Source organism: Ruegeria sp. YTSC325, from assembly GCF_059609525.1.
This window is the reverse complement of sequence record NZ_JBXWLY010000002.1, coordinates 151334-172808: the sequence shown is the minus strand read 5'-3', so window position 1 is coordinate 172808 and position 21475 is coordinate 151334. Positions and strand designations below refer to the sequence as shown.

21 protein-coding genes are annotated in these 21475 nt (G+C 58.3%); 8 read left to right on the top strand and 13 right to left on the bottom strand.

The window, feature by feature from the left end; all coding sequences use genetic code 11:
- Position 1 precedes the first annotated feature (1 nt).
- From AC2FF7_RS03620 to AC2FF7_RS03600, 5 genes are read right to left on the bottom strand one after another with little or no spacing between them, the layout of a single operon-like run.
- Positions 2-679, bottom strand: coding sequence for a hypothetical protein (locus tag AC2FF7_RS03620; RefSeq protein ID WP_480867218.1), 678 nt, complete (start codon positions 677-679; stop codon positions 2-4).
- Entirely contained in the window at positions 679-1122 is a 444-nt protein-coding gene (locus tag AC2FF7_RS03615; RefSeq protein WP_170352721.1) for an ATP synthase subunit C, read from the bottom strand. Before AC2FF7_RS03615 ends, AC2FF7_RS03620 begins: the two co-directional genes overlap by 1 nt.
- Positions 1119-2915: a V-type ATP synthase subunit I gene (locus AC2FF7_RS03610; protein ID WP_480867216.1), complete on the bottom strand. Its 1797-nt coding sequence runs from the start codon at positions 2913-2915 to the stop codon at positions 1119-1121. The genes AC2FF7_RS03615 and AC2FF7_RS03610 overlap by 4 nt, the downstream gene beginning before the upstream one ends.
- Positions 2912-3517, bottom strand: a complete 606-nt coding sequence (locus AC2FF7_RS03605; protein WP_170352719.1) for a V-type ATP synthase subunit D — start codon at positions 3515-3517, stop codon at positions 2912-2914. The genes AC2FF7_RS03610 and AC2FF7_RS03605 overlap by 4 nt, the downstream gene beginning before the upstream one ends.
- Positions 3495-4856, bottom strand: a complete 1362-nt coding sequence (locus AC2FF7_RS03600) for a V-type ATP synthase subunit B (protein ID WP_480867214.1) — start codon at positions 4854-4856, stop codon at positions 3495-3497. The genes AC2FF7_RS03605 and AC2FF7_RS03600 overlap by 23 nt, the downstream gene beginning before the upstream one ends.
- Before the next feature lie 309 nt (positions 4857-5165).
- Between AC2FF7_RS03600 and AC2FF7_RS03595 the strand changes: the two genes are divergently transcribed.
- The 8 genes from AC2FF7_RS03595 (at position 5166) to AC2FF7_RS03560 (ending at position 12724) form a co-directional block, all read left to right on the top strand.
- Entirely contained in the window at positions 5166-6905 is a 1740-nt protein-coding gene (locus AC2FF7_RS03595; RefSeq protein ID WP_480867212.1) for an ABC transporter substrate-binding protein, read from the top strand.
- An 81-nt stretch (positions 6906-6986) separates the two neighbouring features.
- The gene (locus AC2FF7_RS03590; protein ID WP_480867210.1) at positions 6987-8036 is read left to right on the top strand and encodes an ABC transporter ATP-binding protein; all 1050 of its coding nucleotides are present in this window, start codon (positions 6987-6989) and stop codon (positions 8034-8036) included.
- A 1-nt stretch (position 8037) separates the two neighbouring features.
- Entirely contained in the window at positions 8038-9111 is a 1074-nt protein-coding gene (locus AC2FF7_RS03585; RefSeq protein WP_480867209.1) for an ABC transporter ATP-binding protein, read from the top strand.
- The gene (locus AC2FF7_RS03580; RefSeq protein WP_170724206.1) at positions 9111-9974 is read left to right on the top strand and encodes a carbohydrate ABC transporter permease; all 864 of its coding nucleotides are present in this window, start codon (positions 9111-9113) and stop codon (positions 9972-9974) included. Before AC2FF7_RS03585 ends, AC2FF7_RS03580 begins: the two co-directional genes overlap by 1 nt.
- Entirely contained in the window at positions 9971-10768 is a 798-nt protein-coding gene (locus AC2FF7_RS03575) for a carbohydrate ABC transporter permease (RefSeq protein ID WP_170750514.1), read from the top strand. Before AC2FF7_RS03580 ends, AC2FF7_RS03575 begins: the two co-directional genes overlap by 4 nt.
- 8 nt (positions 10769-10776) lie before the next feature.
- Positions 10777-11178: a DUF2160 domain-containing protein gene (locus AC2FF7_RS03570; RefSeq protein ID WP_170352712.1), complete on the top strand. Its 402-nt coding sequence runs from the start codon at positions 10777-10779 to the stop codon at positions 11176-11178.
- 66 nt (positions 11179-11244) lie between these two features.
- A complete protein-coding gene (locus tag AC2FF7_RS03565) occupies positions 11245-11640 on the top strand; it encodes a BlaI/MecI/CopY family transcriptional regulator (protein WP_170352711.1) in 396 nt (131 codons plus the stop codon).
- Positions 11627-12724 (top strand): M56 family metallopeptidase, encoded by a 1098-nt coding sequence (locus AC2FF7_RS03560; RefSeq protein ID WP_170750512.1) that lies wholly within the window; start codon positions 11627-11629, stop codon positions 12722-12724. Before AC2FF7_RS03565 ends, AC2FF7_RS03560 begins: the two co-directional genes overlap by 14 nt.
- A gap of 10 nt (positions 12725-12734) precedes the next feature.
- Here the strand turns inward: AC2FF7_RS03560 and AC2FF7_RS03555 are convergent, their stop codons facing one another.
- From AC2FF7_RS03555 to AC2FF7_RS03520, 8 genes are all read right to left on the bottom strand, one after another.
- Entirely contained in the window at positions 12735-14072 is a 1338-nt protein-coding gene (locus AC2FF7_RS03555) for an MATE family efflux transporter (protein ID WP_480867205.1), read from the bottom strand.
- Between the two features lie 162 nt (positions 14073-14234).
- On the bottom strand, positions 14235-15728 hold the full coding sequence (locus AC2FF7_RS03550) for a GMC oxidoreductase (protein WP_496905206.1): 1494 nt from the start codon (positions 15726-15728) through the stop codon (positions 14235-14237).
- Positions 15725-15916: a hypothetical protein gene (locus tag AC2FF7_RS03545; protein ID WP_170352707.1), complete on the bottom strand. Its 192-nt coding sequence runs from the start codon at positions 15914-15916 to the stop codon at positions 15725-15727. Before AC2FF7_RS03545 ends, AC2FF7_RS03550 begins: the two co-directional genes overlap by 4 nt.
- Positions 15917-16130: 214 nt before the next feature.
- Positions 16131-17069, bottom strand: coding sequence for a 3-hydroxyacyl-CoA dehydrogenase NAD-binding domain-containing protein (locus tag AC2FF7_RS03540; RefSeq protein ID WP_496905205.1), 939 nt, complete (start codon positions 17067-17069; stop codon positions 16131-16133).
- Positions 17069-17809, bottom strand: coding sequence for an SDR family NAD(P)-dependent oxidoreductase (locus AC2FF7_RS03535; RefSeq protein WP_480867202.1), 741 nt, complete (start codon positions 17807-17809; stop codon positions 17069-17071). Before AC2FF7_RS03535 ends, AC2FF7_RS03540 begins: the two co-directional genes overlap by 1 nt.
- A gap of 97 nt (positions 17810-17906) precedes the next feature.
- Positions 17907-18698 (bottom strand): SDR family NAD(P)-dependent oxidoreductase, encoded by a 792-nt coding sequence (locus tag AC2FF7_RS03530; protein ID WP_496905204.1) that lies wholly within the window; start codon positions 18696-18698, stop codon positions 17907-17909.
- Positions 18695-20230 (bottom strand): choline-sulfatase, encoded by a 1536-nt coding sequence (betC, locus tag AC2FF7_RS03525; RefSeq protein ID WP_496905203.1) that lies wholly within the window; start codon positions 20228-20230, stop codon positions 18695-18697. Before betC ends, AC2FF7_RS03530 begins: the two co-directional genes overlap by 4 nt.
- Entirely contained in the window at positions 20227-21366 is a 1140-nt protein-coding gene (locus AC2FF7_RS03520; protein ID WP_480867197.1) for an aromatic ring-hydroxylating oxygenase subunit alpha, read from the bottom strand. The genes betC and AC2FF7_RS03520 overlap by 4 nt, the downstream gene beginning before the upstream one ends.
- Between the last annotated feature and the right edge of the window lie 109 nt (positions 21367-21475).

The following is a 21475-nucleotide window of genomic DNA, read 5'->3' as shown; positions in this document are numbered from 1 at the left end:
GTTAGCGGATCACCCCTTCCAGCACGGCACGGAACCGGGGCTGCAGATGCTCCATCAACAACGAGGCCACGGCCTTGTCAGTCAGGTCCAGCACCACGCCCTGATCCTCGGCGCGCACCCGGATACCGTCCTGCGTGCTGTCTGCAGCGTGCAATTCCACCTGTTCGCGCAGCATGTCGGCGGTCAGGCCCAGCACATATTTCGTCAGCGTGCCCGACTGGATATCGTCAGCGTTTTGTTTGATATCCTCTTGCGTGGCCACTTTAGCAGGCAGGATCACCTGCACCTTACCGTCCAGCTTGGCCCCCTCCGTCGCGCGCCCGACGACTTCGAGGATCATCTGTTTCAGCATCTCGGGGTCGGCCATTTCCTTGGTGACAAGGCGTTCGACATCTTCGCGGAACCGATCGGTCAGACCCGCCTTCATGGTCAACACCGCATCACGCATGGCGGTGTTCAGCGCCTCTTCCCCGGCGGCGCGGTAATTGTCGGATTCGGTACGGGCCTTTTTCTGATACTCATCCGCTTCGCGCTTGGCATCGGCGAGTATCTTGGCCGCCTCGGCCTTGGCATCGTTGCGCAGCTTTTCCGCATCCGCCTGCCCCGCCGCCACACCATCGCTGCGCAGCTTGTCGATCAGCGCATCGACCCCGTGCGAGATCATCCCGTCCTGTGCCATCAGCTGATCCCCGCGCTAATGACCAACGCAAAGACAAAGGCGAAGACGCCAAAGCCTTCGATGATCGCCGCCGGAGCCAGCGACAGGCCGAAGATTTCCGGTTTCTCCTTGGTGGCATTGATCGCCGCCGCACAGGCCCGGCCCTGCCAGATGCCGCAATACATCAGCGCAATCCCCGACAGGATGCCGATGCCGAACAGCCCGCCCGCGTTTTCCGGTGTCACATCGCGGTTCAGCGTAAACATGATCACAATGCCATAAATCACCATGGTCGACGGAAAAGCCGAAACGCCGATGAACCGGCCATAGCCGCCCTCGGTCTCGGTCATCGCGCCGATACTGGCCTGCCCCGCAATGGCACAACCAATGGCGCTGGACGCCGCACCCAAAGCCATGGGCGCGTAGATTCCCAGCCAACCCAACGTCAATACAAGCTCATTCATTCCTGAACCTCCTTGCGGGCGAACGGGCGAAAGACGATGCCTTCATCCGGCAGACCCCATTTAAAGAATTCGATGTAATTCAGACGTAACCCGTGGACGACGCCACTCATCATCGCGAGGGCGAAATTGAGGAGATGCCCGGCGATCAGGATCAGCAGGCCGAACAGGATGCCCGGCCCTTTCAGCGCCTGCATCACCGAAACCGCCAGATCGTTGAACGTGATCGCCAGCGAGGCCGAGGCCAGACCAAGCGCGAACAGGCGCATATAGCTGAGCACATCGCCAAAGGCTCCCATCGCACCCGCCAGCCCCTGCAGCCCTTCGATCAGACGCCACAGCCAGTCGGTAGGTGTGGTGATCTGTCGCTCGCTGGTGAACAGCAGAATGGTCAGAAAACCGGCAACCATCAGGAAGGTTCCGGGCAGGGTCGCGCCGCCGTTCATGTAGGCCAACCACAGAACAAACCCGCCGATCAGCACCCCGATCCAGCCCAGATTGGCAATCGCCCTGCGCCGTCCCCACGCCGCGCGCGCGGCCAGTGCGTTGGCCAGCACCAGATGGAACACCCCCACCACGATCGAGATCATCATCATCGCGTTGAAGTTGTTCAGATCCAATATCTTGAGCCGCGCCCAGATCGACCCCTCCGCAGGGGACGCACCAAAATAGCTGCCGACCATGACCCCATAAATCACCGTCGCACCCGCGATGATCACACCATAGAGCCGCCACGACCGCTGCGCCGGGGTCTTGTCCATCTTTTTCCAGAAGGCCAGCAGACCCAGCAGGATCACCGCGCCATAACCCGCATCCGCCACGATCATTGCAAAGAAGATCGCAAATGAGGCCGCAACAATGATGCTTGGATCCCAATCCTTGTAGCCCGGTATCTGGTAAAACAGCGCCAGATCGACAGCCGCGCTGCGGTTTTCGGGCTGCTCCAGTAACGTCGGAGGGGCATCATCCGGCCCCGGTTCCTCGATCAGAACAGCGGAGTCTCGCACTTGCGCCATCTCCAGCACCGCATCCACACGATCTTCGGGCACCCAGCCCTGCAGGGCGAACATCGTGCCCTCGTCGCGGACCTTCTGCGTGGCGTGGGCCAGTTCCGCCGCGCTTTCCGCCGCCGACAGGTTGCGGCGCATCAGCGTCAGGTAGCGGGTTTGGGCGATGCGTTCGGCCTCCAGCGCCTCGATCGCAATCTCGGCCTCTTCCAGCTGCGCCTCAAGCTCATGGATCGGCAGCGACCCGGTATGAGTGCGCGGCACCGGCAGAATATCATCACCCGGATCCTCGGGCGCGATCAGCACGGCATAGATATAGCGGTGATCCTGTTCCAGAATGGCCCAGGGCAGTTTGACCTCGGACAACGCCTCGCGGTGTTTCACCGGCAGTTGGTAGAACCACAGCCGATTGCCCGCCAGCACATCATTGGGTGGAAAATCCAGATCACCCCACGGACGCACCTGCGCAATCCGATGCGCCAGAAAATCCCGCCGATCTGTTGCTTCTCGGGTGCGCTGCATCAGGTCAAGCACGTCGCGCACGAACTGGTCCATGTCGAAGGCCGGATCGCGCTGTATCTGGCGGCGCGGGTCGGCCACGTCGGTCAAAAAGCGCAGCGCCTTATAGGCGTCATGCGCGCCACGTTCGCTGACCTTTTCCGGCTCGGCGGGTGGAGGCGCCAGCGGCAGTACATGCATACAACCTAGCTCCTGCAACGCCTCTAACGTGTCGCCCTTATGCGCGGCCGGTCCGACGAGGGACAGTTTCTTCAGCCGTGCAACGCTCATGTCAGTGCCTCCTGCGCATGTTTGCGTTTGGAGATCTTCGAGCGCACAACCGATTGCATCTGTTCATCGCTCAGATAGATGCGGATCTTCTTGATATTGGCCTTGGCGCGCGGGATCAGAACCTTCTCGAACAGGTTCACCCGCTGCGTGATCGTGGCCACGGCCTTATCGAAGATGCGCACCCGTTCCTCGGCGACCTTCACACGCAGCCGCGCCTCGATCATGTCGTGCAACAGGCTGGAGGTAGCATCGACCCAATGGGGTTTGGCCAACAGCGAATAGGGTCGCACGGCAACTTCGATCCGGTCCAGATCGGGCATCTTGACGCCGACCACGTTGACCTCTTTCAACTGGTAATCCTTCAACTCGACCAACCCGTCCAGGTCGACCCCCTGCTGTGCCAGCATCGGCAGCTTTTCCCCGACCTGCTGCGCCAGATCATGCACCTCTCGCTGAAGGCGTTGGACATCTTCGCGTGCTTTGGCACGTTCCGCCATCAACTGCTGGCGTTTGAGGTCCAGCGACGGCAGGAACCGCTCGTAGCTTTTCAGCTGGGTCTGCTGGCGGGCCAGCGACGATTTATTCAGCTGCAACCGCGCCATCGGTATCCTTTGGGAAATACTTGTCGACCAAGGCCTGCTTCATCAGCAACTGCTCGGGTTGGAAACACTCGGCCAGCGTCTGCCACCCCAGATCCAGCGCCTCCTCAAGCGGGATCGAAACGTTGATATCCATGAACCGCGCCCGGAACAGCGCGCCGAATTTCAGCAACTGATGATCGTAATCCGACAGATCAAAGGCCATCGCCTGTTTCTGCGCTGCATCGCGGCTTTCGGAGTAAAACCGGATCATCGTGTTCATGATCTGCCCGTGATCTTCACGCGTGGTTTTTCCGATCACGTTCTGCTTGAGGCGCGAGAGACTGCCGAACGGGTCAATCACCCCCGAATGCAGGTAAAACTGCCCCTCGGTGATATAGCCCGTGTTGTCCGGCACCGGGTGGGTCACATCATTGCCCGGCATTGTCGTCACGGTCAGCACCGTGACCGAACCGCCCTTGGCGTAATCGCACGCCTTCTCATACCGCCGCGCCAGCTGGGAATAGAGATCACCCATATATCCCCGCTGCGAAGGCACGCGTTCCTGGCTGATGCCCACCTCTTTCATCGCATCGGCATAGGCGGTCATGTCGGTCAGCAGAACCAGCACCCGCTTGCCTTCCTCGACCGCGAATTTCTCGGCCACCGCCAGCGCCATATCCGGCACCAGTAGCCGTTCCACCAGCGGGTCCATCGCTTGATTGACGAACATCACCGTGCGCGAGAACACGCCCGCATCCTCGAACGACGTCCGGAACGTGTGATAGTCGTCAAAGATCAGCCCTAGCCCACCAAAGACAACGATATCAGCATCCGCCTGAATGCCGATCCGGCTGAGAAAGGCATTGAACGGCTCGCCCGAGACCGAAAAGATCGGGATTTTCTGGCTTTCCACCAACGTGTTGAACACGTCGATCATCGGGACATCGGTGCGGATCATCTTGTTGGGCACTGCACGTTCCGAAGGGTTCACCGTCGGCCCGCCAATCTCGATCCGCGGCTCGGACGAAAGGTCCGGCCCACCGTCGATTGCCACCCCTGCCCCGTCAAAAACACGGCCCAGAATATTCGCCGAGTACGGCGTCTGCATCGGATGACCCAGAAAAGTGGCTGTCGCCTCGGTCGAGATACCCTTGGTGCCCGAGAACACCTGCAGCGTCACCACATCCCGGTCGATGAAAATCGCCTGCGCCAGCGTTTTGTGTCCGTCGATGGTTTCGATCACCGCCAGATCGTTGAACCGCACAGCGGCGTCAGCCGACCCGTCCAGCGGCACCCGAACCTTGATCGTGTCGCCGACAATTTCCAGAACGCGTGTGTACTTCAAAAGACTTTGGGACATGAAACATCCTCAGTCATAAAAATAAAATTTGTCGCCCGGGCGCGCACCGCTTCGGGGCTTGTACGTGGAAGCAGCTTACTAAGAATCAACAACTTGGCAAGGATAGATGCCGATCAACGAATGAGTTACCCGACAAGACGCGCGAATCCGTCCGTCAAAGGCCCTCATCATCAAAAAGCGCATGTTTTTAAGGCTGTAAGGTGACCAATCTCATTTACTAAAAATTTAGTTTGACACATATGCAAAAAATCGCTGATGCTGAGCGCTATCCGGTCCGCACCGGATCACATAATCTTTGGGAGGAGACAGATGCGGAGACATCTACTTTGCGCAGTGGCGGCGGCGGCCGTCATTGCGGGCCACGGCTCTGCTTGGGCCGACGAAGCCGCAGCAACACGTTGGATCGACGACGAATTCCAGCCATCGACCCTGTCGAAAGACGAACAGATGGGCGAGATGAAGTGGTTCATCGAAGCTGCACAACCCTATGCCGGGATGGAAATCAACGTTCTGTCCGAAGGCATCCCCACGCACTCGTATGAATCCGAGGTTCTGACCAAGGCATTCGAGGAAATCACCGGCATCAAGGTCAACCACCAGATCCTGGGCGAAGGCGAAGTGGTTCAAGCTGTTCAGACGCAGATGCAGACGGGCCGGAACCTGTATGACGGCTATGTCAACGACAGTGACCTGATCGGTACACACTCGCGCCTGCAACTGGCCTATAACCTGACCGAACAGATGGCAGGTGACTGGGCGGCGACCACATCGCCGACGCTGGATCTGGATGACTTCATGGGCATTCAGTTCACCACTGGCCCGGACGGAAACCTGTATCAGTTGCCCGACCAGCAGTTCGCGAACCTCTATTGGTTCCGCAAGGACTGGTTCGATGATGAGGCCAACAAGGCCGAATTTAAAGAGAAGTATGGCTATGACCTTGGTGTTCCTGTCAACTGGTCAGCCTATGAGGACATCGCCGAGTTCTTCACTAATGACGTGAAAGAAATCGACGGTGTCGCAATCTATGGCCACATGGATTACGGCAAGCGCGCGCCGGACCTGGGCTGGCGTATGACCGACGCTTGGCTGTCGATGGCCGGTGCCGGTGACGTGGGCGAGCCGAACGGTGTTCCGGTCGACGAATGGGGCATCCGCATGGAAGCGGGCACCTGTAACCCCGTTGGCGCGTCTGTGTCGCGCGGTGGTGCTGCAAACGGTCCGGCTGCGGTCTATGCGATCCGCAAATGGGACGAATGGCTGCGGAACTATGCGCCTCCGGGTTCGGCGTCTTATGACTTCTACCAGTCGCTGCCGGCGCTCAGCCAAGGCAACGTGGCCCAGCAGATCTTCTGGTACACCGCCTTTACCGCCGACATGGTCAAGCCGAAGTCCGAAGGCAACAACACCGTGGATGACGAAGGCACGCCGCTGTGGCGGATGGCGCCCAGCCCGCATGGCCCCTACTGGGAAGAAGGTCAGAAGGTTGGTTATCAGGACGTGGGCTCCTGGACGTTCCTCAAGTCGACCCCCTCGGATCGTGCCCAGGCCGCGTGGCTTTACGCTCAGTTCGTGACGTCCAAGACTGTCGATGTGAAGAAGTCCCACGTGGGTCTGACCTTCATCCGCGACAGCTCGGTCAACCACGAGTCCTTCACCGAACGCGCACCCAAGCTGGGTGGTCTGGTCGAGTTCTACCGCTCGCCCGATCGTGTGGCATGGTCGCCGACCGGCATCAATGTTCCGGACTATCCGAAGCTGGCCCAGATCTGGTGGCAGCAGATCGGTGACGTGAACTCGGGCGCCTTCACCCCGCAAGAGGCGATGGATCGTCTGGCCGAGGAAATGGACATCACCATGGCCCGGATGCAGGCCGCGGATGAGGCAGCCAACGTCTATGGCGGCTGTGGCCCCCGCCTGAACGATCCCCAGGATCCTGCCTTCTGGCTGGAAAAAGCCGGTTCGCCCAAGGCCAAGTTGGACAACGAAAAGCCGCAGGGCCAGACCGTCAACTATGACGAGCTGGTTGCGCGCTGGCAGGCCAACTAAGCCAATGCAACCGGGGGTGCCGTGCGCGGCATCCCCACCCCACGACCAGTGCGCCGCACTGAAGGACCGGAACCCACGGACATGATCGAACTTCAAGACGCCACCAAGCGGGTTGGCAACGTTATTCATATCAAGCCTACCAACCTGAAGCTGCAGACAGGCCATTTCAATGTGCTGCTGGGCGCTACGGGATCGGGCAAGACCTCTCTGATCAAGATGATGGCCGGGCTGGATCCGATGGCCTCGGGCAAAGTGCTGATGGATGGGCAGGACGTGACCCGGCTGAACACGCAAAAGCGACAGATCAGCCTGGTACACCAGTTCTTTGTGAACTACCCGCATATGACTGTTTTTGACAATATCGCCTCGCCCCTGCGCGTGGCGGGCATGGCGCAATCTGAGATCGAAGGCCGCGTGGAAGAGGCCGCCGACCTGCTGCAGTTGCGCCCCATGCTGCACCGCCGCCCGCATGAGCTGTCGGGTGGTCAGCAACAGCGTACAGCTCTCGCCCGCGCGATTGCCAAGGAAAGCCGCGCGGTGTTTCTGGACGAGCCGCTGGCAAACCTCGACTACAAACTGCGCGAGGAACTGCGCGAACAACTGCCCGATCTGTTCGCAGGGCGCGGCGCCGTGGTGGTCTATGCCACCTCGGAACCCGAAGAGGCGCTGCTGCTGGGTGGCTACACCGCCCTGATGGAGGATGGCCGCGTGACGCAGTTCGGCCCCACAGCAGATATCTATCGCAATCCTGAAAACATCGCCGCCGCGCGTGTGTTCTCGGACCCGCCGATCAACGTGGCCCACATCACCGTGTCCGGCGCTCAAGCGCAACTGGCAGGTGGCGGAGGCTGGGCCGTCTCGGACATGGCCGATGGAGACTACATGGTCGCCGTGCGCCCGCACCGGGTGACGCCGTTCCGCACATCGGATGCGGATGTTGAACTGACGGGCCGGGTCATTGTGACCGAGCTGTCGGGATCAGATTCCAGCGCGCATTTCCGCCATGGATCGGATGATTGGGTTTCGCTGGCGGCGGGGGTGCATCCCTACCAAGTTGGCGAAGATCACAGTTTCTACATGAACCCGGCGCATTGCCGGTATTTCGGCCAAGACGGCAAAAGGGTGGCCTGACATGGCACAGATCAAACTTTCGAACCTGCGACACAGCTATATGCCCTCGCCGAAAGGCCCCGAAGATTATGCGCTGAAGGAAATCGACGTCACATGGCGTGATGGTGGAGCCTATGCACTACTGGGGCCGTCGGGCTGCGGCAAGTCCACCTTGCTCAACATCATCTCGGGCCTGCTGACCCCGTCCGAGGGGCAGATTCTGTTCGACGGTCAGGATGTGACCGCCCTGCCCCCCGACCAGCGCAACATCGCGCAGGTGTTCCAGTTCCCGGTGATCTACGACACGATGACCGTGGGCGAAAACCTGGCCTTTCCGTTGAAAAACCGAGGCGTTGACCCGGCAACGATCAAGCGCCGCGTCGATGAGATCGCCGAAATGCTGGATGTCACGGATATGCTGAGCACCCGCGCCAGCGGCCTCAGCCCGGACAACAAACAGAAGATCTCGATGGGGCGCGGGCTGGTCCGCGACGATGTGAACGCGGTGATGTTTGACGAGCCGCTGACCGTGATTGACCCGCATCTGAAATGGAAACTGCGGTCCAAGCTGAAAGAGCTGCACCAGCGGGTCAAAGCCACGATGATCTATGTGACCCATGACCAGACCGAGGCCCTTACTTTCGCCGACGAAGTCGTTGTCATGCAAGAAGGCGAAGTGGTGCAGATCGGCACGCCGGTTGAACTCTTCGAGCGCCCGCAGCATACGTTTGTGGGTCACTTTATCGGCTCCCCCGGCATGAACGTCCTACCCTGCGAAGCCAAAGGCGACCGCGCAGTGTTCGAGGGCCATGAGGTGATGCTGGAAGGCCCCATCCACGGCGACGGAGGCCGCACCGATCTGGGTATCCGCCCCGAATATGTGGGCTTTGGAGATACGGGCATCCCGGCGCATGTGACCAAGGTCTCGGATATTGGTCGCCATTACGTGGTCAGCGCCATGGTCGGAAATACCGCCCTGAAAGCCGTGACCGAACACAGTGTGCCCGAGCCCGGATCACAGGTCTTCCTACAATTCAAACCTGAACAATCCCGCGTCTACCGTGACGGCTGGATCGCAACCGAGGAGCGCAGCTGATGAGAACGGAAAACCAAAAAGCGTGGTTCTTTGTCCTGCCGGTGCTGGCGCTGGTCGCGTTCAACGCGCTGGTGCCGATGATGACGGTGGTCAACTACTCGGTGCAGGAAACCTTTGGCAACAACCAGTTCTTCTGGGAAGGACTGGGCTGGTTCGAACAAATCCTGCGCTCAGATCGGTTCCAAGCGGCCCTCGGTCGGCAGTTCCTCTTTACCTTCCTGATCCTGCTGATCGAGGTGCCTCTGGGCATTATCGTGGCCCTTTCGATGCCCCGCAAAGGGTTCTGGGTGCCAGTCTGTCTGGTGCTGATGGCCCTGCCGATGCTGATCCCATGGAACGTGGTGGGCTCGATGTGGAACATCTTCACCCTGCCGAAAATCGGCCTGATGGGGTATTTCCTGAATGACGTTCTGGGCATCAACTATGACATGACGCAGCAGCCGCTGTCGGCCTGGATCACGGTCATTGTCATGGATGTCTGGCACTGGACCTCGCTGGTCGTCCTGCTGTGCTATGCCGGCCTCGTGTCGATCCCAGATGCCTATTATCAAGCGGCCAAGATCGACGGAGCCAGCCCGTGGTCGGTGTTCCGCTACATCCAGCTGCCGAAGATGAAAACCGTCCTGACCATCGCCGTTCTGCTGCGGTTCATGGACAGTTTCAACATCTATACCGAGCCCTTCGTTCTGACCGGCGGTGGCCCCGGCAACTCAACCACCTTGCTGTCGATCGACCTTGTGAAGATCGCGCTGGGACAGTTCGACCTTGGCCCTGCGGCGGCAATGAGCCTGATCTATTTCGCCATCACGCTGCTTGTGTCGTGGGTCTTCTACACTCTGATGACAAAGGATGACGCAGAATGAAAAAGCGCTCCATCATCCCGATTCTCTATGTCGCGTTCCTGATGCTGCCGATCTATTGGCTGGTCGCGATGTCCTTCAAGACCACGAACGAGATCCTGTCGGGCTTTTCCCTTTTTCCCCAGACTTTTACGCTGGAGAATTACATTACCATCTTCACCGATCCGACGTGGTATTGGGGCTATATCAACTCGATCGTCTATGTGACGCTGAACACGGTGCTGTCGGTCTGTGTGGCCCTGCCTGCGGCCTATGCGTTCTCGCGTTATCGGTTTCTGGGCGACAAGCAGCTATTCTTTTGGCTGCTGACCAACCGGATGGCCCCGGCCGCCGTGTTCGCGCTGCCGTTCTTTCAGCTCTATTCCTCGATCGGGCTGTTTGACACCCATCTGGCCGTGGCGCTGGCGCATACGCTGTTCAACGTCCCGTTGGCGGTCTGGATTCTGGAAGGCTTCATGCGCGGCATCCCCAAGGAACTGGACGAAACCGCTTATGTCGACGGCTATTCCTTCCCGCGCTTCTTCGTGACGATCTTCCTGCCCAACATCAAAGCGGGCGTGGGTGTCGCGGCGTTCTTCTGCTTCATGTTCTCGTGGGTGGAAATGCTGCTGGCTAAAACGCTCACAGCGGTCGAGGCGAAACCCATCGCCGCCGTGATGACCCGTACCGCCTCCAGCGCAGGGTACGAATTGGGCCTTCTGGCTGCGGCCGGTACGCTCACCATCATACCCGGTGCCATCGTCATCTGGTTTGTCCGCAACTACATCGCGCGTGGGTTCGCGATGGGCCGTGTGTGAGGTTCGATATGCGTAAACTACTTCTCACCCTCCCCTTCCTGCCGTCGATGGCGGCGGCCCAACAGGCGGGCTGGGGCAGTGTCGGCCAGCAAGAGGAAAAAGGGTTTTCCTGGACCGATCCCTTGTGGCCCGATTTCTGGATGGCCTGGACGCCCGCAACGCTGGCGCTGTTCGTCGGCATCTTTTCGGCCATCGCCCTGATTGGCGTGCTCGAAGGGTTCAAGTTCCGCGACGGGATCGAACGGCGCGGCGTGCTGGGCCTGACGACCACCCTAGGCGACCGGCTGTTCATCACCCTGCTGGGATCGGCCTATATCTTCCTCGCTTGGCTTGGGATCGTCGGTCAGCCCGTCTGGACCCCGCTATTCCTGTCGATCGGCTGGGGGATTTTCGTCTTCTGGAAAGTTTGAGCTTTGCGAAACAGCGAAAGGATGCTTGTCTGTCAGGCATACTAAAAAATGCGACACGAAAGACCGATGCGAAAGAAAAAGACAACAAACCTTCTGACCGAGGTAGAGCTGGAGTTCATGAATGAGCTCTGGGCACTTGGTCAGGGCTCGGTCCGTGACGTGCTTGATCGTCTGCCACCAGAACGCAATCTGGCCTATACCTCTGGCGCAACCATCCTGCGGATTCTCGACGAGAAAGGCTTTGTCGAAAGCCGCAAGGACGGCAAGACGCTGATCTATACGCCGCTGCTGGAGAAGGACAAGTATCAGGCACGGTCGTTGCAGAACCTCTCGCGTACATTGTTCGATGACACGCCTGCCTCGCTGGTGGCGCGTCTGGTTGACGATGCGGGCCTGAGCGAAGCCGATCTGGAGGATATTCGGGCACTGGTAGAGAGGAGACTGCAAAATGACAGCGGTTAAACCGGTTCTCGACGTATATCTGGAATTAAACATCGTGCTGGGTCTTGCTGCCCTGATTTGGATGGCCGCCCGGGTGGCTCTGACCAAAACTCCGATGCAATATGGATTTGTTGCGCAGTTGAGGGCGCTCAAAGCGTTGTGCCTGTGCGTTTTGATCAGCCCAGTGTTGGCTGTGGGTATAGGCGCGCTTGCGGCGCAAACGTCGTCTAACGGGACAGTCGCAATAGGCGACATCGCCGTAGCGGCCTACTTGCGCGGAGAAATCGCAATGCCTGCAACCCAGTTTGAAGCGCTTCTGAACACGCGTGAACGCTGGGTCGAAATATTGCTCTCGGGCGCTTATCCATTGGTGTCTGCTGCTCTGTCCCTTTTGGCGGTTATGGCGGTTGTCTATCTATTGCGGGCCGTCCGCGATGGGATAGCGATCCGCCAAACTATTCAAAACAGCTTTCTTTGGCGTCGCTCGGCCAAAGTAGACATTCGTCTGTCGGACCGGATTACCGTGCCCTTTGCGGTTCGCGGCCTGTTCCGCCGTCATGTCGTTTTGCCCAGCCACCTGCTGGACACCCCGCGCGAGCTGCGATTTGCCCTTGCGCATGAGCTGCAGCACGTGCGCGCCGGCGATGTGGAATGGGAATTGGGTTTTGAACTGCTTCGCCCCCTGCTGTTCTGGAATCCAGCCTATATTGCGCTGAAATATCAATTCGACCGCTTGCGCGAACTGGCTTGTGACCAGTCGGTGGTCTCCCGCAGGGGTATCGACGCGCGCGACTATACGAACTGCCTGCTGGACTACTGCGCCAAAACGATCAGCCGCGGCAGCCCGCGTGTTCTGAACGTCGCGCTTGTGACCGGTGGAAAAGCCAAGCGAGTCCTGCGCCAACGTGTATTGGCCCTGACCGAGGCCCCGTCGGTGCAATCCACGGCACCGGTCGTTTTCCTTGTCCTAACGCTGACATTCGCTGCCGTTCTGGGCTTGGGCGCTGCTTCTGTCCAGCAGACCGAAGACTGGAGCCACGACCGGCTTATGCTGTCCACGGTCGTCAATCTGGAGCGTCTTGAGGCCCGCAACGCTGGCAACTGATCCGGGGGGGCTACCACCCCCGGCGGCCAAACAGGGCCTGCAGGCGGTTCTGCCCTGCAAAAGGATCAACACGCTGTGGCGCTTTCAGGCCGGACACAACGCGGCGCACAAGCACCCAACAGACCAAAGCGAATATGACCCCACCAAAGGCTTGGCCCAACAACACTCCCGGTGCTCCGGCAACATATGCGCCCGCGACTGCAAACGGCCACGTCCCCAGTGTATGCCGTCCCCAATTCACCCAAGTGGAATAAATAGGGTGCCCCAGATTGTTAAAGCTGGCATTGGAGACAAAGATCACGCCGTTGAAAAACGACGCCAGCGCCAACGGCCCACAAAACAAGTAGATCAAAGACCGCGTCTCTTCTTGCGCTTGAAACAGATCGGCGATGGGCGCGCGCAGCACGAACAAAACTGCGGCCATCAACAGGACGTAGACGCCGGTAAATTTCACCCCTGCCAGAAAAGTTTCCTTGACGCGATCGTACTGCCCGGCCCCAAAATTCTGACCGACGATTGGACCAATGGCCCCCGACAACGCAAACACGACTGAAAACGCAACCGGCATCAGCCGCGCGATGATTGCCATGCCCGCCACGGCATCTGTTCCGAATTGAGCGACTTCGCGTATGACAATGGCGTTGCCCACCGGTGTTGCGATATTGGTCAGCACCGCAGGAACGGCGATACCACGCACCGCCTGGAAATCCTGGGCGACTTGCCGCATCGAAGGCCGCGCAAAAGCGCGGTGTACCCTGATCGCCGGCCCAAGCGCAAAAACCAACATACAGAGACGGGCGATCACCGACGCAATAGCCGCACCGTCCAGTCCCAACCCGACAGCAAAGATCAGAATCGGATCCAGCACGGCATTTGCTACTCCGCCATAAATCGTCGCCATCATGGAACGACGCGCATCTCCATGGGCACGCAGAACAGCCATACCCGCCATTGCCAAAGCCATGACCCACATCGTTGGCAGAATTATCGAAACATAGCGTGCAGCCAGCCGTAGGACCTCGCCCTCTGCCCCCAGCAGTGAGAGGAAAAAGCTGAGATTGAACAGGACAATTCCGGATACCAGAATCCCGAACACGACCCCCAGCATGGCGACGCTGGTGGCGTAATGGCGGGCACGATCGCCCCCCCCGCCACCAAGTTCGCGAGCGACAAGCGCCCCGGCCGCGATGGACAGGCCCACGTTGACGGAATTGGTGAAGAACAACAGCGTTCCCGCATATCCCACCGCCGCAGCCAAAGCATCATTCCCGAGCATCGCGATGAAAACCATATCCACAAAATCGACCGCGAAAATGGCCATCAAGCCAATACTTGTGGTCAAGGACATGCGTGTCACATGCCGCATGAGGCTGCCTGTCAAAAAGACCGCCCGACCGGACGCTTGATTTGCCATTGGATTTCCCGCCCCCATTTGTTGTCATACAGAGACAACGCACAACCGATCTGAGCAACCCGAAAATGGCCGTTGCACCGCTGAAAACAGTGCCCGTTAACTCCGTGCGATCAAATGGTCGGCCAGACGCAGCGATAATTGCACAATGGTGAAAGTGGGGTTCGCCTGTCCACATGTCGGAAATACACCAGAACCCGCGACGTAGAGATTAGTGGCTCCATGCACTTTGCAATCAGAGTCCACTACCCCGGTTTCAGCCGTCGCAGACATCCGCGCCCCGCCCATGTGATGGTTTGAATAGCCCAGCCCGATCTCTTCAACTGGCGCTAAGTCCCAAAGCTCAGGCACCATCCGCATCCGCCCCAGTCCATTGCGGATCAGGAACTTAGCCGCCTCACCTGCCGAACCGCGCATAGTTTCGATGTCTTTGTCAGTGAATTGCAGATCAAGCCCAACAACATTCAGCCCAAAGCGATCACGTTGTTCGGTCAAAACGATACGGCTGTCCATATTGGGCCGTTGTTCGCCCGTCACGAAACAATCACCCGTAAAAAAATAGTCCTGATCGTAGGTCAGCCCCTTGATGAATTCAGAATCCCCTACCAGCGCTTTGGCAATCGGACGCTGTTTCAGACGCTCCAGCCTGACGCTGGAATTCAACCAGCCATTTGCCATCATTGTCTCTTGGCTGGGACTTAACATCAGTTCCGGAACCGAGCGACGCAGAAGGCGTTCGAACTCCCATGACGCTGAATGAGAGTATAGGCGCTTGGTGATAAAGTAGGCACCAAACACGACAATCGGGTGCTCCATGAAACAGCGACCGACCATGTCATTCTGATTGCCAAACCGGTTGTTTTCCTGCGCATTCAAATGCAGCAACATACGGCTGTTTTCAACGCCACCCATCGCCAGCACGAAGGTGTCTGCCTGAACTTTTCCTTCACCTTCAGCATAGTTTCGAACATGTGCTTGAGTGACGTTGCCGCTGTCGCCATCAACTGTGAAGCCCACGACGTTGGCATTCAGGACCAGATCAATGTTCTCCGAAGTCTCCAGATCCGACAAGTATTTGGTTCCAAGGCGGGCTGCTTCGTCATCACGCACGTCATAAAACTCGCGATCCGAACTGAACCTTTGCTCGACGATGTCGATTTGTCCGGTTTCGTCTGCTGGTTTGCGAAGTCGAGGGCCGAATTTACCCGTGCCCAACATACGTTCTGCGCCCGCCTGATAAGGCTGCAGGTCATCAAAGCCGATAGGCCAACCACTCAGTGGCACATCTTCACGAGGCAAAAAGTCAAAGGGATCAAGCATAGGGCAACGGCCATACCATGCAGACGTCGACCCACCCAAGGCCCGCATGCGCGTGGCAGAAAGAGATCCGTACTCAACGCCCAGATCCTGACCTTCGTAAAGGTCTTGCGACTCTGACTCGATGTCCCTGTCACCGGCCTCTAGTACAAGCACCCGTTTGCCCGCCTCGGCCATTTTTAATGCCAGCGACAAACCCGCCGGCCCCGAACCTATGACACAGCAATCATACGTCCCGTCGAGGTTTGGAATTTCGGAACGCGCATCAAGGATCACGACGCTTCTCCTGCGCCGGGGTCACTTTCATCCAGCAGCCATCCGTCGACCAGAGTCAGTCGCGGCTCTGGCACCTGTGGAAGAGGATTGTCTTTAAGTTTCATCAAGCCGATCCGCGCGACTGGCACCACCGCAACCGCAGAAAGAAGCATCGCAAGGACCCGCCGACGGCTGGAAAATAGATTCATTTCAGTCACCGCAAACTAGAAAACTCATTCACACTACGAAGACCTGACACGGGTAAAGCAAACACCCGAGGGCCACATGTCATCAATGCTAGGCGGAACACACCAGAATTTCAAATATTTCAATACTACACCGGATTGGGCGATGTTCCGGAGGGCGCGCAAATCTGGGAAATCTGTTCTTACGTAGGCAAAAAGCCGGTGGGCGTGCCTGCCGTTAAGCCTGATTTCGGCGCACATCCGAAACCGACTTTTGCAGTGCCACGATCAGTGCATCGCGTTCTCGCGACAGGGCCGCAGGCGGCATTCCCTGTGTTTGCGCTTTGATCCCTGCGGTCAGCTGGTGCCTTACATCATCTGTCAAATAGACCTGACCCAGATCATCCCACCACCCGTTGAAGGTCTGGGAAAAATGATCGCAAAACGCGTCCAACCCACCATCGCCTGCGCCAAGGTTGAACAGCATTGTCGGCCCCATCGCCGCCCATCGCAGGCCCGGCCCGGCCCAAACAGCTTTGTCCACATCCTCGACCGACGCGACGCCCGATATCACAAGATGGATAGCCTCGCGCCACAAAGCCGCCTGCAGGCGATTGGCGACGTGACCCGGGACTTCCTTGTTCAGGCGAATGGTGGTCTTACCCAAACTCTCGTAAAACCGCTGGGCGGTTTCGACCACTCCCGATGTCGTCCTGTCATTTCCCAGTACCTCGACCAAGGGGATCAAGTGCGGAGGATTGAACGGATGCCCCAAAACAAACCGAGAGGGATCTCTCCAGCCAGATTGCATCTGGCTTAACGTCAAACCGGACGCAGAGCTGGCAACGATTGCATGCGCTGAAAGCGAAGGTTCAATACTGGCAAAGGTCGCGTGTTTGACCTCTAGCCTTTCGGGGACGTTTTCCTGAATAAAATCTGCGCCTTCAACGGCTGCTGCCGGGTCTGTGCAAAAGGTGATCGCGTCAGGCCCGCCGGTTTCGGTCAAGCCAAGCGCGGCCAGCGTCGGCCACGCCTCTTCGATATAGGCGCGTACCTTGCTTTCGACATCCGGGGCGGGATCATACATCGCGACCGAGCGGCCAGAGGCCAGAAAAAGCGCCGCCCAACTGGCACCGATGACGCCACCGCCAAGACAAGCCGTATGTTTAACACCCATCAAAACAGCCCCGGATTGAGTGGGGAGGCAGCGGTCATGCCGCCGTCCACTGTGAACAATTGCCCTGTTGCGAACCCGGCCTCGTCCGAGGCCAGCCAAAGGGCCATGGATGCGATATCTTCGGGTTTGCCAAAACGGCGCATCGCGTGCCGGGCCAGCGCATCTTTTCGCGCGGCATCCGGGTCGCTAGCCAAGTCGAAACCGGCGTCGAGCATTCCTGTCTCGATCCATCCCGGGCAAATCGCGTTACAGCGAATGCGCGGGCCGTGATCCACAGCAATGGACCGTGTCAACCCATGCACAAATGCCTTGGACGCATTGTACAGCGCCATAGACGGATCAGCGACATGGCCAGAAATAGAACCAATATTGATAATCGAACCGCCCTCGGGCATGCGGGGGATGTAAGCGCGGCAGAGATTGAACACGCCCCGGCAATTTGTCCCTATGACCGCCTCCCAATCCGCGTCCGTACTGTCCGCGACAGTCTTTTCCACCTGCACACCGGCGTTATTGACCAGAATATCCGTACCGTCGGTTGTGAAGGCCAGTTCCGCAACCGCAGCAGCATCGGTTACGTCCAGCGTGTACCAAATCACGTCCTTGCCCAGATCTGTCGGACGAGAACCGCGACCACACGTGGTGACAGCTGCGCCTTCGCGTACAAACGCCTCGACGATCCCGCGCCCGATACCCTGCCGACCGCCTGTCACCAGCGCCCTCTTACCAGCCAAACGCATCACTATTCTCCTGACCTGTTTTGCAAGGCGGCGTCTATCCCTGCCGCAACCCCGCTTGTCGACGGCATGCCCGGTTCGTCCCTAAGATCAGGGTCCGTCATAACTTCATCTGCTGGACCTGAGCGCTCAAGCCCCCGTCCAAGACCCAAAGCTGTCCGCTGGCGTAACGCGCCTCGTCCGAGGCCAGCCAATTCACGAGGTTTGCGATATCATCAGGTGTGCCGTAGGTCCGCATCGGGTGGACGTCGCGAACCGCCTGCTGCAACTGCTCGATCGACTTGCCACCTCCGCCTGAACCGTCACCCGAGAAAAAGCTTTGCAACATCGGAGTGTCGACATAGCCCGGGCAAATCGCGTTCACGCGAATGCCTTCAGGGCCGTGATCGCAGGCCATGGCCCTAGTCAACGCATGAACCGCGCCTTTGGTCGCACAATAAGCAGCCAGACCGGGGTCGGCGATAAAGCCGTCATAGCTGCCGAAGTTGATGATAGACGCCGTGGTTCCCTGTGCTGCCTTACGCATCAGCGGCAGCGCGTGTTTCGATGTCAAAAATGTCCCGGTGACATTGACCGCAAACGACAGGTTCCATTCTTCCAGTGTCGTTTCCTCGATCGTCTTTTCAATCTCAATCCCTGCCGCGTTGACCAGAATGTCCAACTGTCCAGATTCTGCCCCGACCTTGTGCATCGCCGCGACCGCGTCAGCCTCTTGCGTGACGTCGAGTTTTACGAAGATGCTGCCATCTTCATTATGTTCCGCCAGCGACCCCTCGGGTGAAAGATCCGCAGCGTAAACGCGGGCCCCTTCGCGCAGGAAACGCGAAACGATGGCGCGTCCGATTCCCCCGCGTCCACCGGTGACCAAAGCGGTTTTGCCTTTCAGCATCATTCACTGTTCTCCTTTCGGGGCGGGTACCGATATCTTGCGGCGGCCGCAGTCCAATCCATATGATTACGGACGTATTCCTGCGTCGCGTCGCGCCGAGGCATATAGTCCCACGCTTCGCCGGCACCGGCCTCCATTGCGGCGTGTAGGGTACGTCGCGATTTCTGGGTCGCGATCACATCCTTACGCAACGCCTCGCTGTCCCAGCGATGGGCGATCCCGGCCGCAAAAGCCCTGGCTTGTTTGATGTAGGCAGGGTCATTCGCGACGTTCGTCCGTTCACCGGGATCCTGTTCCAAATCATACAACTGCGGCGGATCGGGGTCACAATGAATGTACTTGAGCGCCCCCCGACGGATCATGAATACAGGATAGGGCGTCATCTCGGCGCAGTACTCGCCGATGGCCTCATCCACCGTGTCGACCTGCCCCTGCGCCAGAGGCATCAACGATCGGCCATCAATCGGTTCGCCCAGAATGGCATCTGTTCCACCGGCAATATCAATGAAGGTCGGCAACAGATCCACCAGCGAGCACGCACTCGCGGCCGCCCCGCAAGCGATCTCTGGCCCAGCCATGATCAGCGGCACCCGTGCCGAGTGTTCAAAGAAGTTCATCTTGTACCAAAGCCCGCGCTCGCCCAGCATGTCACCGTGGTCTGCGGTGACGATGACGATTGTGTTGCCGCGTTCTCCGATATCTTCCAGCGCCTTGATGATGGCACCGACTTTACTGTCGAAATAGCTCACATTTGCCAGATACGCGCGGCGTGCACGACGAACTTCCTCATCACTCAACGGCACATAGCTTGCTTCGATCCCGTCCATCACGCGGCGTGAGTACGGATCCTGCTCCTCTGGTGTAAGCGTGTAATCCGGCATCGGAACGTCCAGGTCCGAGTACAAGTTCCACCATTCGGGTTTTGCCACATAGGGATCGTGCGGGTGGATGAAACTTGCGACCATGCAAAACGGCGCGGCATCCCCCGCGGCCCGATCCCTGCCCCGATCAATCAGCCATCGACGAGCTGCAAATTCGACCTCGTCATCATAGTCTGTCTGGAAGGTTGCGATGGCCACGCCGCTTTCTTTGACGGTTTGCATGTTGTGGTACCATTTGTCGATCCGTTCATCCGGAGCCTCCCAATCCGGGGTCCAGGCGAAATCAGCCGGATAGATATCGGTCGTCACCCGATCCTCGAACCCGTGTTTCTGGTCGGGGCCGACAAAGTGCATTTTACCGGACAGGCAAGTCCGATATCCCAGCGCCTTTAGGTAATGCGCAAAGGTGGGGACCGAAGCTTTGAACTCGCTGGCATTGTCATAGGCTGCAATCCGGCTGATCAGTTGTCCCGACATAAATGCGAACCGCGACGGCGCGCACAGCGGAGAATTGCAATACGCCGCATCGAACCGCATCCCCCGAGCCGCCAACGCATCAATATGAGGTGTCTTCACCGTCGGATGGCCATAAGCGCCGCAAAAATGCGGTGCAAGCTGATCGGCCATGATGACGACGATATTGGGCCGCCTCACGGCGCAACCTTTTTATAAGCGTCCAGCACAAGACCATGAAAATGGTGAACCGCATGCTCGGACTTGCCCGATCCGCTAGGGTCGTGAACGATCCGCCCCTGCGAGAAAGCCGGGGTATTCATGCCGCGCTGCACACTTTCAACAATATCTATGTCTTCGCGCTGCAGTACTTCGTCAAGATAGCGGATCGCTTCAAGCTCCATATCGTCAGGCTCAGGAGTTTCCAAAAAGAAGTCATAGGTTTCCAGCGTGCGATCAGGGCCTACCGGGATAACGTTCAAGACAATCATCGACGATCTTCCCGGATAGCGCATCAGGCAGGTCGTGGGCCACAACCACCAGACCGCATGCGTACGAACGGTCGCGTTGGACACGTCATAGGCCGAGTTTGCGCCCTTGCCCGCCTCTGCCATATGGCTGGAATAGATCCCGTAGGTCGTGACCTTGTAGGTGTCCATGTCGACCAGGTCACAGAAATCTTTGTGTGCAGTCGGACAATGATAACACTCAAGAAAGTTGTCGACGACATTCTTCCAGTTCGACTTGATGTCATAGGTCAGTCGATGACCAAAAGTCAGATTATCGATATCGGGCGCCCAATGGCGGATTTCAGTCTGCAGATCGCCAGAGACCTCGGATAACGGGCGCGCCCCGGGGTCGAGGTTCACAAAGATAAAACCGGCGAACTCTTCCACTCCAACTTGGTCCAGGCAGATATCCGCAGTATCGAAACCTGTCAGGCTTTCGGTCTCGGGCGCCCGAACAAGCTGACCGTCCAGTTTATAGACCCATGCATGATATGGGCACATGATGCGCGTCGTTTCGCCTTCGCCGGTTAACAAGTGATGCGCCCGGTGTTTGCAGACGTTATAAAACGCACGCAATACCCCCTGACGATCCCGAACCACCGCAATCGGTCGGCCTGCAATCTCAGTCGTCAAATAAGATCCCGGTCGACGCAGCTTTTCGACATGACACACCCATTGCCATGTCTTCGCAAGAATCGCTGCCACATCTGCCTGGTACCAACGAGGATCCACATAGGCGTCAGCTTTGAGCGAGCTTGAGTTGAACGGATCGGGGCTAAAGCCTTCACAAATCGTATCAAATTGCGCTTTTGAGGGTAGCTCGCTCATCGTTCTCTCCGCGAAATCGGGCCGTAAATTGGCCCGCCAATTGGGTCATCAGGCTCATGATCCGTGGAAAAAACACTTTTTCCTTAACTTTTTTTGCCATATTTTTTAT

Excerpts from the sequence above, each read along its gene's own strand:
- AC2FF7_RS03620 (WP_480867218.1), bottom strand. The coding sequence starts at position 679 with ATGGCACAGGACGGGATGATCTCGCACGGGGTCGATGCGCTGATCGAC.
- AC2FF7_RS03615 (WP_170352721.1), bottom strand. The coding sequence starts at position 1,122 with ATGAATGAGCTTGTATTGACGTTGGGTTGGCTGGGAATCTACGCGCCC.
- AC2FF7_RS03610 (WP_480867216.1), bottom strand. The coding sequence starts at position 2,915 with ATGAGCGTTGCACGGCTGAAGAAACTGTCCCTCGTCGGACCGGCCGCG.
- AC2FF7_RS03605 (WP_170352719.1), bottom strand. The coding sequence starts at position 3,517 with ATGGCGCGGTTGCAGCTGAATAAATCGTCGCTGGCCCGCCAGCAGACC.
- AC2FF7_RS03600 (WP_480867214.1), bottom strand. The coding sequence starts at position 4,856 with ATGTCCCAAAGTCTTTTGAAGTACACACGCGTTCTGGAAATTGTCGGC.
- AC2FF7_RS03595 (WP_480867212.1), top strand. The coding sequence starts at position 5,166 with ATGCGGAGACATCTACTTTGCGCAGTGGCGGCGGCGGCCGTCATTGCG.
- AC2FF7_RS03590 (WP_480867210.1), top strand. The coding sequence starts at position 6,987 with ATGATCGAACTTCAAGACGCCACCAAGCGGGTTGGCAACGTTATTCAT.
- AC2FF7_RS03585 (WP_480867209.1), top strand. The coding sequence starts at position 8,038 with ATGGCACAGATCAAACTTTCGAACCTGCGACACAGCTATATGCCCTCG.
- AC2FF7_RS03580 (WP_170724206.1), top strand. The coding sequence starts at position 9,111 with ATGAGAACGGAAAACCAAAAAGCGTGGTTCTTTGTCCTGCCGGTGCTG.
- AC2FF7_RS03575 (WP_170750514.1), top strand. The coding sequence starts at position 9,971 with ATGAAAAAGCGCTCCATCATCCCGATTCTCTATGTCGCGTTCCTGATG.
- AC2FF7_RS03570 (WP_170352712.1), top strand. The coding sequence starts at position 10,777 with ATGCGTAAACTACTTCTCACCCTCCCCTTCCTGCCGTCGATGGCGGCG.
- AC2FF7_RS03565 (WP_170352711.1), top strand. The coding sequence starts at position 11,245 with ATGCGAAAGAAAAAGACAACAAACCTTCTGACCGAGGTAGAGCTGGAG.
- AC2FF7_RS03560 (WP_170750512.1), top strand. The coding sequence starts at position 11,627 with ATGACAGCGGTTAAACCGGTTCTCGACGTATATCTGGAATTAAACATC.
- AC2FF7_RS03555 (WP_480867205.1), bottom strand. The coding sequence starts at position 14,072 with ATGTCCTTGACCACAAGTATTGGCTTGATGGCCATTTTCGCGGTCGAT.
- AC2FF7_RS03545 (WP_170352707.1), bottom strand. The coding sequence starts at position 15,916 with ATGAATCTATTTTCCAGCCGTCGGCGGGTCCTTGCGATGCTTCTTTCT.
- AC2FF7_RS03540 (WP_496905205.1), bottom strand. The coding sequence starts at position 17,069 with ATGGGTGTTAAACATACGGCTTGTCTTGGCGGTGGCGTCATCGGTGCC.
- AC2FF7_RS03535 (WP_480867202.1), bottom strand. The coding sequence starts at position 17,809 with ATGCGTTTGGCTGGTAAGAGGGCGCTGGTGACAGGCGGTCGGCAGGGT.
- AC2FF7_RS03530 (WP_496905204.1), bottom strand. The coding sequence starts at position 18,698 with ATGATGCTGAAAGGCAAAACCGCTTTGGTCACCGGTGGACGCGGGGGA.
- AC2FF7_RS03520 (WP_480867197.1), bottom strand. The coding sequence starts at position 21,366 with ATGAGCGAGCTACCCTCAAAAGCGCAATTTGATACGATTTGTGAAGGC.